Origin of the sequence: Chelativorans sp. AA-79 (genome assembly GCF_029457495.1) — a bacterium.
Taxonomy (GTDB): domain Bacteria; phylum Pseudomonadota; class Alphaproteobacteria; order Rhizobiales; family Rhizobiaceae; genus Chelativorans.
The window spans coordinates 4,888,788-4,901,022 of the sequence record NZ_CP120361.1 but is presented as its reverse complement, the minus strand read 5'-3'; the positions used below and the strand labels follow the sequence as shown (position 1 = coordinate 4,901,022).

The window sequence follows — 12,235 nt, the reverse complement described above, 5'->3', positions numbered from 1 at the left end:
CTCCCGCCCTTAGAAGAAGATCACGGGTTTAATGGGCAAGCGCAGCCCGTAGATAAACAGGGCGGTGGAGGCGAGAGGCAGAACGACGAGCGTGATGAGGACGCGGCGTGGATTCGGTTTGGGATGTGCGAAGGCGGCCAGGCCGATCAGCACCATTGTCGCGATGATAAGCCCCACGCGCTCCAGGAGCAGCCCCCAGGCGATCAGGCCGGCAAAAACGAACGCCGGCGCGCGCATGTTCTTCGGTGCCTGCGCCGCGCCGCCGTCGCCGGCGAAGATGATCGCAACGCCCAGCATCGCAAGGACCACACCCATGACGATCGGCAGAAAGCCCGGCCCCATCCGGTTCAGCGTACCGATGGGATAGCGGGCACCTTCGACGATAACGCCAAGGGCAAAAAGCATGATCAGCCCGCCGCCGATCGTGTCGGCCGGACTCCTGCTGAACGACGGCATGTTTTTCCTCCCTGTCTTGTTCTCCAGGCCGGGCGAGTACCCTCAGCCGCGAAACTGCGTTTCCAATCACACTGAAACGATGACTTTCACCCAAAAAGTGCAAAAACCTAACAACATTCTTTTCAAAAACTGCAAAGCTGCCTGAGCGGAAGATTATCGCAGATCGCGATGAGCGGTTTAGGAACGGTCGAAAGCACCTGTGCAGGATGCGAAAATTCAAAGCGCTTTCCTCCCCTTATTGTAGCCGCACCAACAAAGGAGGCTTCTAATGACAGACTTCCCGGCAGCCGCCAGCGAGACCGTGTTTCTGACGCGGCAAGGGGACGTTGCGGTGATCACGATCGACAATCCGCCGGTCAACGCGGGCTCCCGTTCGGTCAGGGCGGGTGTTCTTTCCGCAGTCCAGGCGATCGGCCGTGACAAAGATGTGCGTGCGGCGGTGTTGGCCGCAGCCGGCCGAACCTTCGTCGCCGGCTCCGATTTGAAGGAGTTCGGCCGCCCGCTGGAGGATCCTCAGTGGCCCGTCGTCCTCACCGCCATCGAGAGCTGTCCGGTCCCGGTGGTGGCGGCAATCCATGGCGCGGCTCTTGGCGGCGGATATGAACTGGCGCTTGCCTGCGATTGGCGGGTGGCGGACCGCGCAGCCGTTGTCGGCCTGCCGGAAATCGGGCTCGGCATGATCCCCGGAGCGGGCGGTACGCAACGGCTTCCCAGGCTGGCCGGCATTGCCAGCGCTATCGAGGTCATCACCTCCGGACGTCGCGTTCCCGCCGTCGAGGCTCTTGAAGCCGGGATGATCGATGCCACCGCCGAGGGCGATCTCCTGGAATTTGCCATAGCCTTCGCCCGTTCGAAAACCGGCTCAAAGCGGCTTGCCTCGCGCCAACCCCTTCCGCCCGAGCCCGAAGATGCCATCGAAAAGGCGATCGTGAAGGCCGAGAAAGGCGGCCGGGCGCGCCCGAATGTCCGCAGCGCGATAGAGACCGTCCTGCTGGCCCGGACGGTGCCGATCGAAACCGCTCTCGAACGCGAACGCGAGACGTTCCAGACCCTGCGCCAAAGCGAGGAAGCAGCCGCGCTGCGCTACAATTTCTTCGCGGAGCGCAAGGCTGCCAAAGTCGATGAAATCGGTGGGTCGCCGGCGAAGATCGGTCGTCTCGCGGTGATCGGTGCCGGAACGATGGGCGCCGGCATCGCCAGTGTATTTGCGGCGGCAGGACATGCGGTCACGGTCGTCGACACGAATTCCGATGCGCTCGCGCGCGCCGGAGGACAGATCGAGTCCGCGCTCGCGGAGCTGGAAAGGTTCGGGAAGCTGAAAATCCCGCTTGCTTCTGCGCAGGCCAGCCTGTCTTTCATGAACGATCTGGCTGCGGCGGCCAATGCGGATCTCATCATCGAGGCTGTGTTCGAGGACATGGCAATCAAGATGGACGTGATGCAGGCCCTCGGCGGCATCGCCCGGGCGGATGCCATTATCGCCACCAACACGTCCTATCTCGACGTCGAGCAGCTTGCAGACGCATCCGGGCGGCCGGAGCGCTTCTTCGGGCTGCATTTCTTCGCGCCGGTTCCACGCATGCGGCTTGTCGAGGTCGTGCGCTGCCGCCGCACTTCGCCCGACACCCTGTGCACGGGCATTGCTCTCAGCAAGGAGATCGGAAAGCTGCCGATCCTGTCGGGGCCGTGCGAAGGGTTCATCGGCAATCGCATCTACGCCAAATACCGCGCACAATGCGAATACATGCTGGAGGAGGGCGGACTGCCCGAAACCATAGATGCAGCCATGCAGGCGCTCGGCTTTGCCATGGGCCCCTTTGCCGTGAGCGATCTTTCGGGACTCGACATCGCCTGGCGCAATCGCCGGCGCAAGGCGACGGATCGGGATCCGCGAGAGCGCTACGTCGTCATCCCCGACAAGATTTGCGAGATGGGGCGGCTCGGCCGCAAGACGGGCGCCGGCTGGTATCTCTATCCGGAAGGCGCGAAGGCCGGTGTGCCGGACCCGATCGTCGCAGAGATGGTGAGAGCAGAATCTCAAAGACGCGGAATTGTCACCCCTCCAAGCGAAAAGGATATGCAGCACCGCGTGCTGGGAGCCATCGTCAACGAGGCTGCACTGATTTTGGAAGAAGGCATCGCCCGTTCTGCGGCGGAGATCGACCTGGTGCTGGTCAATGGTTACGGCTTTTCCAAATATAGAGGCGGGCCGATTTACCTGGCGGCCCGAATGCCGCGCCAGGATGTCTGGCAGATGGTCGAGAAGGCGGAAGCCGCGACCGGGTTCGGCTTCCGGCGCGGCGATGTCGACGCGCTCCTCGACAGTCTCCGTTGAGACGGTGACCGCTTTGCCGGGCGGAAACGGTTCCGCTCGGCAAAGATATGTCCTGTCTCAGGCAGGAAGCTGAACCATCGCAGAACCGACAGTCAGCTTCTTCTCTGAGTCGTCCTCGCACCAGACCTCTAGCGTATAGACGGTATCACCATTCTCGTTTTGCGTTACCGTCTGCACCCGGGCACAGGCGGTCACCACCTGGTTCTCGTAAATCGGCGCTATGTACTTGGTCTTGAGCCGGCTGCGGCAGGCGAATTGCGGGCCGAAAACATCGACGAGCAGACCCTGTATCCAGTTCGTCGAGATCATGCCGTCGGCGATGATGCCCGGCAGGCCCTGCGCGCGCGCGTAGTCGTCGTCATCGTGGATCGTCGGCGGCTGCGTGTGGATACGCCCATCGTCCGCCGCAATCGTAGGCTGTGCGTCCACATACCAGCGCATGCGTTCACGGGTCATGGCGCGCGGGCGGGTGCGCAGTTCGGTTCCCGGCTGCAGCGTGATCGGTGTCATCGGTTCTTTCGCCATCGGTTTGTCCTCACGCGGCCTTTTCTTCCTTCGCCTTGTAGGCAAGGATCACTTGATCGAGATAGCGGACCAGCAGCTCGCCGGTCTCGATGCGCTTGAGCTGCATCTCCATAAGCACGTATTCGCGCCCCTTCTTGGTGTAGCGCTCCTTTACCTCGCCGGAGACGGAGAGCCGGTCTCCGACACGCACCGGTGCGAACACTTCCGCGTCGTATTCGTAGTGGATTCGCGCGGTCGGGCCGGTGCCGCCGGGGCAGGCATGGTTGTAGAGGCGCAGCTTGTCGAGATGAATGAGCGTCGGTGGCATGATGAGATCGTCGGCGCTTTGGAAGCAGTCCTGATGCATCTCCACGGCATGGCAATATTCGCGCACCACGAACGGGCTCAGCGTGTATTCCACCGGGCCGAGGATGTCTCCGACATCCAGATCCGTTACCACTCCTCCGATAGCCATCGCAGTTCCTTTCTGCCTTCGTTGGACTTTCAGGTGCTCCTAGCACCGGGGAGGCGGTGGCTTAACGGCAGGAAACGGCAGACGATCTTTGCAGTTTTGACAAAGCTCAGGCCGGTGGCCAGGTGAACACGTCGGTGATCACCTCCTCCGGTGTCAGGAACGGCGAAAGAGCTTCGGCCAGGCGCTCCTGCATCAATTCCGGCGTCCAGCCTCCGGCGGCGTGCACCATCCGCACGGGACGATGCTGACTGTAAAGATAGACCTCGTTGCCCCGCGCGCCGAACACCTGGCCGTTGACAGCGGTAGCCGCATCGCTGACGAGGAAGGCGACCAGGGGCACGATGCGCTCCGGCGCGGACGCCGCGCGCATGCGCTTCAGCGCGGCATATTTCTCCGGGCTCATCATGTGCTTGCGCGCGCTGTCGGTAAGCTCGGTCATCCGGCTGGTGCTTGAAGGTGCAAGACAGTTGGACCGCACGCCGAAGGGGCCGAGATCAAGCGCGATCGCTCTCGATAAGCCAACCAGCGCCAGCTTGGAGGCTGCATAATTGGCTTGGCTGGTGCTGCCGATCAGGCCGCTTGCCGAGGTCAGATGCAAGTAGGCACCGCTGCGTTGCGCCTTGAAATGACGCGCTGCGGCCCGGCTGAGATAGAAGCTTCCGTATAGATTGACGCGCAGCACCGATTGCCAGTCGGCTTCGCTCATTTCAGCGAACGCGCCCATGCGGATGATGCCGGCATTGTTGATGACGATATCGACCGATCCGAAGCGGTCGATCGCCTGTTTGACCATAGCCTGCGCGGCATCGCGATCGGCGACGCTGTTGTGATTGGCGGCCGCTTCTCCGCCCTCGGCAAGGATCTCCTCGACGACCGTGTCGGCCGGGTTCTTCTCTTCTCGATCACCGGATACCGACACGCCCAGATCATTGACGAGAATGCGGGCGCCGGCTCGCGAAAGCCCGAGCGCGATGGCCCGGCCTATGCCTCCGCCTCCGCCGGTGACGATTGCCGTCTTGCCCGCAAGGAACCTGGACTCGCTGCTCATAGGGAAAAGACCTTGGCGGCTGTTTCCTTGGTCGATACGAGGGCGCTTTCCCATGCCTGGTCCATAAGCGCGGAGAGGTCGGCTTGCGACCAGCCCCCGTCGCGGTGCGCGACGCGCAACGGCCGTGGTTGCCCGCAAATGTAAACCGTGGCGTCGCCGAGCGCGAAGACCTGGCCGGTGAAAGTGCAGCCCCCTTCGAACATCAGGAAGCGAAGGAAGGCGGCAAGTTCCGCGGGCCGCTCCGCGCCGGTCAACGCGACGACGTTCGAACGCATCGGCTTGCCGCGATTGTCAAGCGCGATGGAGCGTGAAAGCCCGACCGCGGCCATGGTCCCGATCCCGCAGAGGCCTTTTTCCTGTCCGCCGATCAGGCCATCCGCCTCGACCAGATGGACAATCGAGCAACCATCCTGCCCGCTGGCGCGAACACATGCCTGTGCGGTCGCAAACCGCCCGTGAAGATCGGCATGCAATCCTGCCTCGAAGTCCGCCGGCTCCAGTGAATCGAAAGGAGTGCCGGCGGTAGATGCAGGCAGTGTGATCAGCCCGGCCGCCACTTTGGCGCCCTCGAAGAGAGCAGGGGCCTCGTCATAGGAAGCGAAGTGGCATTTCATTCCGACTTCGCGCATGGCGAACTCATATGCATGCTGCCTCGCATCCGCGATCGGACCGGCCACGACGATGGTTCTGCTATCCGCCATTCTTGGGCTCGTTGCATGAGAAAGCCAAAGGCGTGGGGCGCGCGCGCTGCCGCCCCACCACCCGTGCGTACGAGACGCTTATTCGAGCGTGACGCCGGAGTCCGCCAGTGCCTGCCAGCGGTCGATGTCCTGATCGAGACGTTCCTTTGCTTCCGCCGGCGTGCTGCCGACCGGCACAAGCCCGACATTGAACAATTGCTCGATCACGGTCTCCGACTTGACCGCTTCCGCAATGGCATCGGAGACCTTCTGCACGATCTCGTCCGGGGTGCCCGCCGGGGCGAACGCCCCAATCCAGATCGCCGCCGCGGCATCTCCATAACCCTGCTCCTCCATCGTCGGCACGTCGGGCAGGCCCGCCCAGCGCTCATCGGACGTCACCGCAAGTGCCTTGAGGCGGCCTTCCTCGATGAAGGGGACGGATGTGAGGGTATCGAAGACGATCTGCACCTCGTTGCCCATCAGGCCGACCTGCGAGGGACCCCCGCCGGCGTAGGGAATATGGACCATCTCGGTGCCGGTCGATTCCATGAACAACTCGGTGATGAGATGACCGGACGACCCCGCGCCCGCGGAACCGAAATTGAGCTCGCCGGGATGCTCCTTGGCATAGGCGACCAGTTCATCGACATTGTCGACCGGCAGTTGGGGATTGGCATTCAGCACGAACGGTCCCGTCGCCACGATGCTTACCGGTGCAAGGTCGGCCTTGGTGTCATAAGTCAGATTCGATTTGAACGCCGGATGGATGCCGATGACGGATGTGTGCACCAGAAGCGTGTAGCCGTCGGGATCGGCCTTGGCCACGAGGTCCGTGCCGATCGTTCCGGCGGCGCCCGGCTTGTTTTCCACCGTGAAGGGTTGGCCAAGCTTTTCAGACAGGATCGGCACGATGAAACGCGCCACCGCGTCGGTCGATCCGCCGGGGCTGTAGGGCACGACGATGGTGACCGGCCGTTCAGGATAGGATTGCGCATCCTGCGCTAGCGCACCGCCGGGGCCCATCGGCGCCGCCGCCATGGCAGCAAGCGCGACGGAAATGAGTGTTCGCCTGTTCATTGGTTTCCTCCGCTTTTGGTGAGGCGAACTTAGATCAGGCGTGAAATCCAACTCAATTTGAAAAAACCGCCAATCATCTTTTACATTTCTGCAAACTCGCGTGCGGGGACAAGTCGGCGGGCGTCCTCCAGTATCATTGCCGCCCCCTTCTCCGCGATCATCAGCGTTGGCGAATTGGTATTGCCGGAGGTAATCATGGGCATTGCCGAGGCATCGACCACCCGTAGTCCTTCGACGCCACGCACGCGAAGCCGCCCATCGAGCACCGCCATCGCGTCGCCGTCGCGTCCCATCTTCGCCGTGCCGACGGGATGAAAGATCGTGGTGCCGAGATCGCCCGCTGCCTTGGCCAGATCGGCATCGCTCTCGACCTGCGGGCCGGGGCGGAACTCGACCGGGCGAAAGGGCGCAAGCGCCGGTTGGGCGACGATCCTGCGGGCATATCTCAACGCTTCGACCGTCACCTGCCGGTCCATCTCGGTCGAGAGATAGCGGGGGCGAATATCCGGCATGACGCTGCCGTCCGGTTTGCGGGCGAGATGGATGCTGCCACGGCTCGTCGGGCGCAGATTGCACACGCTGGCCGTAAACGCGTCGAACGGGTGCAGCCCCTTGCCCCAGTCATCGAGGGAGAGCGGCTGGAAATGGAACTCGAGATTTGCCGTTTCGAAGGCGCTCGACGAGCGGGCGAAGGCACCGAGTTGCGAGGGCGCCATCGTCAATGGACCGGAACGGCGGATGATATACTCAAGGCCCATCATCGCTCGCCGGAACAGGTTGGCGTAAAGGGTGTTGAGGGTCGGCACACCGGTCACCTTGTAGATCGGCCGGATCTGCAGGTGATCCTGCAGATTTTCGCCGACGCCGGGTAGATGCTTCACCACGGCGATGCCCTCGTTCTTCAATCTTTCAGCATTGCCGATGCCAGAAGCTTCCAGGACCATCGGAGAGCCGACTGCACCCGTGGAGAGGATGATTTCTGCGCGCGCCTGCGCACGCATTGCCTTGCCGCCGCGATTGAAGACGATGGCCGCCGCGCGCTTTCCGTCGAATTCGACGCGCTCGACATGCACATCCGTCAGAACCTGAAGATTGGGGCGGCCGAGCACCGGCTTGAGAAATCCCCTTGCCGCGCTCCAGCGGCGTCCCGCCTTCTGGTTGACCTGGAAGTAGGACGAACCCTCGTTGTCGCCGCAATTGAAATCGTCGATCTTGGAAATGCCCGCGGTCTCGGCGGCGTCGCGGATCGCATCGAGGATCTTCCACCGCACGCGGGGATGTTCCACGCGCCATTCCCCGCCTTCGGCGTGGAACGCGCCGGCACCGTCCACATGGTCTTCGTGCTTGAGAAAGTAGGGAAGCACGTCGTCCCAGCCCCAGCCGGGCAGGCCCTGCTGGCGCCATGCGTCATAGTCGGCGGCCTGCCCGCGCATATAGATCATCGCGTTGATGGCCGAGGAGCCGCCGAGCACCTTGCCGCGCGGATAGGCAAGCGTGCGTCCGTTCAGCCCGTCCTCGGGCTGGGTCTTGAACATCCAGTCCGCCCGAGGATTGCCGATGGCAAAAAGGTAGCCGACGGGAATATGGAACCAGATCCAGTTGTCCTTGCCCCCGCGCTCAAGCAGGAGAACACGGTTCCTGGGGTCGGCCGACAGCCGATTGGCGAGCACACAGCCCGCCGAACCGCCGCCAGCGACGATATAGTCGAACTCGCCGTAAACCTGCATGAAATCTCCCGTCGCGCTTCTTGGTCCGCCTGGCGCCTTATCGGCCCTTGAATTGCGGCTGGCGCTTCTCCACGAAGGCCCTTTGTGCCTCCCGCGCGTCCTCGGTATGCGAGAGGTCGACCGTCACCGTCTGCTCGTACCGATAGGCCTCGCGCGTCGGCATCTCCTCGATCACCTGCATTGCGCGCTTGATCTTCCGGACGGCGACGGGGCTCTTCGAGGCGATCTCACGCGCCATCTTCATCACCTCCCGCCACATCTCTTCGGCCGGAAGCGCCGCTTCGATGATGCCAAGCCGGTAGAGCTCGGCAGCAGGATAGCGGCGGCCCGTCAGATACATGGCGTTGGTTCGCGACTTGCCGAAATGATCGGCAACGAACTTGAGCCCTCCTGCGAGCCCGACATCGATTTCAGGCATGACGAAATAGGCATCCTCCACCGCGAACATGATGTCACAGGCGAGCATCAGCGCGAAGCCGGCGCCGAAGGCGGGCCCGTTGACCGCCGCAATGACCGGCTTGGAGCAGTCGGAGACCGCATAGAAGAATTCACGGGTAAGGCGATTGTGGCCGATATAGTATCCAGGTGTTTCCTCGAAATCGGCCCGTTCCTTGATGTCCGCCCCGGCGGAGAAATATTTTCCGGCAGCAGTCAGGACGACCACCCGGACCTCGTCGAGATCGCTCAGCGCGTCGAACAGCGCAATGAACTCCTCACGCATCCGTCGGTTCTGCGCGTTGACCGGAGGCCGGTCGCAGGTCACCACGGCGATGCCGTCCTCGATCGTGGCTTTGACGGTTTCCAGCCGTGGCAACGTCATCTCTTTTCCTCCCGATATATCCGCATGCCCGGCAGACCGTTTACCGCCGGGGCCTCGTGTTTGTGGAGCGGCGGTCGCGACAAGCAGCTTTTCATCGAACGTAAAAACTCAGGCGCCGGCGCGGATCGCATCCATCAGCGCCGGCACCGCGGCTGTGCACGTGTGGATGGAAATCGCGCTCGTCAGTTGCAGGATCTCGGCGATTTCCTCGCCGGTCGCCCCATTACCGAGTGCCGCGCGGATATGACGGCGCGTGGCCGTGGCATCGAGCATGGTCGGCGCGGCGCTGACGGCGATCAGGATCATGTCCTTGACCTTGGGCGCCAGCGTGCCCTTGGCATAGGGGATGGCTTCATAGGCCAGAAACGCGTCGACGAAGTCCGGCGCGAGGCGGAACAAGATGTCCCCGCAGGCTGGCCAGCGCCCGGTCGCCTCGATGTGGCGCTTCTTGCGGCGTTCCTCGTCCGCGCTGAGCGGGCGGGTCATCTCGTCCTGCTGGCTGCCCGCCGCCGCCATTTCCTCCGCCAGAATGCGCAGGCCCATCTCGTGTGGAGCGTGCGCGGTCAGCATGGTGAGTTCGATGACTTCCAGCACTTCCCGCGGTGTCGCGCCCTTTTCCAGTGCCATGCCGATGTGGCGCTGCAGACCGGACGAATAGAGATGGCTCACCGCGCCGTCGGCAGCGATGTAGATGAACTCGCGTATCTTGGGCTCCAGACGGCCGGAGCGCGCCGGCGCATCTTGGAAGGCGAGATAGGCGGCGAGATAGTCCGGCGCCAACTCCAGAAGCCCTTCATGGAATGGATGCCAGTACCCTCGCGCCTCGATCACCTGCGCCTTCAATTTTGCCGGATCCGGACTGTCCTGCATGAGCGTCTCCTCCGCCCCTGTCTAGCAGAGCCGCAAGTTGTCCGAAGAGAGGGCCAAAACGGAAAGCGGCGTTTCACGCCATGCAAAGATCGTTGTCGGGTTTTGTCCGTTTATCGCATCGGATCAAGCTGCGAATAATCCCCCACGCGCAGCGCGGAGGGGTGGCTTTTTAGGCATCAGGCGGCTTTCGGCCTAACGGAAGGCGCAGCGCCGGGGTGAGGAGATTTCATGGCGATTTTCAGATCGAGAAGTCCTTACGACATCGTCGGCGGGCTTTTGCTGGCCGGCGTCGGCCTGCTGGTGGTGGTCCAATCCATGGCGTATCCGATCGGCGGGATTACACGGATGGGGCCGGGCTACTTTCCGCTGATCGCCGGACTGCTGCTCACTGTCCTCGGCATCCTCATCTTCCTGTTTACCGATGACGTGGAAGGCGAAGCGACGCGGCTTCGGCTTCGTGTGTTCGGCTCCGTCTTCGGCAGCATCCTGGCCTGGGGCGCACTCGTCGAGCCGTTCGGGCTCGTGCCGGCCACGGTCGCACTCGTCGCCATCGCGGCATTCGCCCATCCCAGCCCCAATCTTCAGCGGGTGGCGATCACCGCGCTCGCCCTGCCGATCCTGGGCTGGGCGTTGTTCATCGAAGGCCTCGGCCTGCCCGTCGAAGCGTTTGCCTGGTAGCAGCGAGGCCGCCCCGCGATGGATATTCTCCTCAACATGCAGTCCGGCTTCGCGGTGGCCTTTGCGCCGGAGAATCTTCTGTTCTGCTTCATCGGCGTCACGCTGGGCACCGTCATCGGGCTGCTGCCCGGCATCGGGGCGCTCTCCACCATCTCGATGCTGCTGCCGATCACCTTCTATATGGATCCCACGACCGCGATCATCATGCTGGCGGGCGTCTTCTACGGGGCGCAGTATGGCGGATCGACGGCGTCCATCCTGCTCAACATCCCCGGTACCTCCACGAATGCAGTGACCTGTCTCGACGGCCATCCCATGGCCAAGAACGGCCGCGCGGGCGTGGCGCTGGCCGTCACCACGTTGACCTCCTTCATTGGCGGTTCGTTCTCCATCCTGGTGCTGATCTTCCTGGCGCCCTTCATAGCCCGCTTCGCCCTGCAATTCGGCGCGGCGGAATATTTCACCATCGCCGTCTTTGGCCTCATCGCTGCTTCCACCCTCTCGCGTGGCTCCGCCCTCAAGGGTCTTGCGATGGTGGTGCTGGGCGTGCTGCTCGGGCTGGTGGGAATGGACGTCAATTCCGGCGTCCAACGGCTCAATTTCCATATTCTGGAACTGTCGGACGGACTCGGCATCGTAGCGCTGGCGATGGGCCTGTTCGGCGTCGCGGAAATCCTCAGCAATCTGCTGCGCCACTCCGGCGAGCCGTTCACCATCGACAAGGTGACCTATCGCAGTCTCATGCCGACGCGGCAAGACGTCAAGGACGCCACGCCGTCCACGATCCGCGGGATGCTGATCGGCTGTCTCTGCGGAATCCTGCCGGGCGCAGGGCCCACGATCGCATCCTTCATGGCCTATGCTGCCGAAAAACGCGCCTCGCGGCATCCGGAGCGTTTCGGAACGGGTGTGGTGCAGGGCATCGCCGCGCCGGAGGCGGCGAACAACGCTTCCGTCCAATCGGCCTTCATTCCGACGCTCAGTCTCGGCATTCCCGGCGATTCGGTCATGGCGGTTCTGCTTGGGGCCCTGATCCTTCACGGCATCGTGCCGGGGCCGACGCTGGTGCTCGAACAGCCACAGCTTTTCTGGGGCCTGATCGCCAGCTTCTGGGTTGGGAACCTGATCCTGTTGGCGCTCAACCTGCCGCTGATCGGACTCTTCGTTCAGATCCTGCGCATTCCTTACGATGCGCTCTACATCGCCATGCTGTTCTTCATCTGCATCGGCGTCTTCACCATCCGCAACAGCGTCTTCGACATCTTCATCATGCTGATCTTCGGGGTGATCGGCACCTTCATGCTGCTGGCGCGCTTTCCCGCAGCACCGCTGCTCCTGGGTTTCATCCTGGGCCCGATGATCGAGGAAAACATGCGCCGTGCCCTGCTCCTGTCGCGGGGCGATCCGACGACCTTTATCGACAGTCCCATCACCGCCGCCTGCATGATCCTGTCTCTGGCTTCGCTCGCCTGGTCGTGCTGGCCGACTGTGTCCGGCGCGCTTCGGCGCGAGAGAGAGAAGCGTCCGAAGGCGGCGCGCTGATGCCATCCATCAAGGGAGGA

Annotated in this window: 12 protein-coding genes; 3 read left to right on the top strand and 9 right to left on the bottom strand. The window is 62.9% G+C overall.

Translation table 11 applies throughout. From position 1 onward, the window contains the following. Positions 1-9 precede the first annotated feature (9 nt). A complete protein-coding gene (locus PVE73_RS23855; RefSeq protein ID WP_277364626.1) occupies positions 10-456 on the bottom strand; it encodes a tripartite tricarboxylate transporter TctB family protein in 447 nt (148 codons plus the stop codon). Positions 457-724: 268 nt separating this feature from the next. Between PVE73_RS23855 and PVE73_RS23850 the strand changes: the two genes are divergently transcribed. After that, positions 725-2,791, top strand: a complete 2,067-nt coding sequence (locus PVE73_RS23850) for a 3-hydroxyacyl-CoA dehydrogenase NAD-binding domain-containing protein (protein WP_277364625.1) — start codon at positions 725-727, stop codon at positions 2,789-2,791. A gap of 57 nt (positions 2,792-2,848) precedes the next feature. Here PVE73_RS23850 and PVE73_RS23845 read toward each other — a convergent pair whose 3' ends face one another. From PVE73_RS23845 to PVE73_RS23810, 8 genes are all read right to left on the bottom strand, one after another. Next, a complete protein-coding gene (locus PVE73_RS23845) occupies positions 2,849-3,316 on the bottom strand; it encodes a MaoC family dehydratase (protein ID WP_277364624.1) in 468 nt (155 codons plus the stop codon). Positions 3,317-3,326: 10 nt separating this feature from the next. Continuing rightward, on the bottom strand, positions 3,327-3,770 hold the full coding sequence (locus tag PVE73_RS23840; RefSeq protein ID WP_277364623.1) for a hypothetical protein: 444 nt from the start codon (positions 3,768-3,770) through the stop codon (positions 3,327-3,329). A gap of 106 nt (positions 3,771-3,876) precedes the next feature. Further along, positions 3,877-4,818 carry an SDR family NAD(P)-dependent oxidoreductase gene (locus PVE73_RS23835; RefSeq protein ID WP_277364622.1) on the bottom strand — a complete coding sequence of 314 codons (942 nt, stop codon included), beginning with the start codon at positions 4,816-4,818 and terminating at the stop codon, positions 3,877-3,879. Then, the gene (locus PVE73_RS23830) at positions 4,815-5,519 is read right to left on the bottom strand and encodes a hypothetical protein (protein WP_277364621.1); all 705 of its coding nucleotides are present in this window, start codon (positions 5,517-5,519) and stop codon (positions 4,815-4,817) included. The genes PVE73_RS23835 and PVE73_RS23830 overlap by 4 nt, the downstream gene beginning before the upstream one ends. A 78-nt stretch (positions 5,520-5,597) precedes the next feature. Beyond that, entirely contained in the window at positions 5,598-6,578 is a 981-nt protein-coding gene (locus PVE73_RS23825; protein ID WP_277364620.1) for a tripartite tricarboxylate transporter substrate binding protein, read from the bottom strand. Between the two features lie 80 nt (positions 6,579-6,658). After that, a complete protein-coding gene (locus PVE73_RS23820; protein ID WP_277364619.1) occupies positions 6,659-8,305 on the bottom strand; it encodes a GMC family oxidoreductase N-terminal domain-containing protein in 1,647 nt (548 codons plus the stop codon). A 37-nt stretch (positions 8,306-8,342) separates the two neighbouring features. Continuing rightward, entirely contained in the window at positions 8,343-9,125 is a 783-nt protein-coding gene (locus tag PVE73_RS23815) for an enoyl-CoA hydratase/isomerase family protein (protein WP_277364618.1), read from the bottom strand. Positions 9,126-9,233: 108 nt separating this feature from the next. Beyond that, a complete protein-coding gene (locus tag PVE73_RS23810; protein WP_277364617.1) occupies positions 9,234-9,995 on the bottom strand; it encodes a carboxymuconolactone decarboxylase family protein in 762 nt (253 codons plus the stop codon). A 228-nt stretch (positions 9,996-10,223) separates the two neighbouring features. Between PVE73_RS23810 and PVE73_RS23805 the strand changes: the two genes are divergently transcribed. After that, positions 10,224-10,673 (top strand): tripartite tricarboxylate transporter TctB family protein, encoded by a 450-nt coding sequence (locus PVE73_RS23805; RefSeq protein WP_277364616.1) that lies wholly within the window; start codon positions 10,224-10,226, stop codon positions 10,671-10,673. Between the two features lie 18 nt (positions 10,674-10,691). Then, complete coding sequence (locus tag PVE73_RS23800; protein WP_277364615.1) at positions 10,692-12,215, top strand: tripartite tricarboxylate transporter permease; 1,524 nt, start codon at positions 10,692-10,694, stop codon at positions 12,213-12,215. Positions 12,216-12,235: the final 20 nt, after the last annotated feature.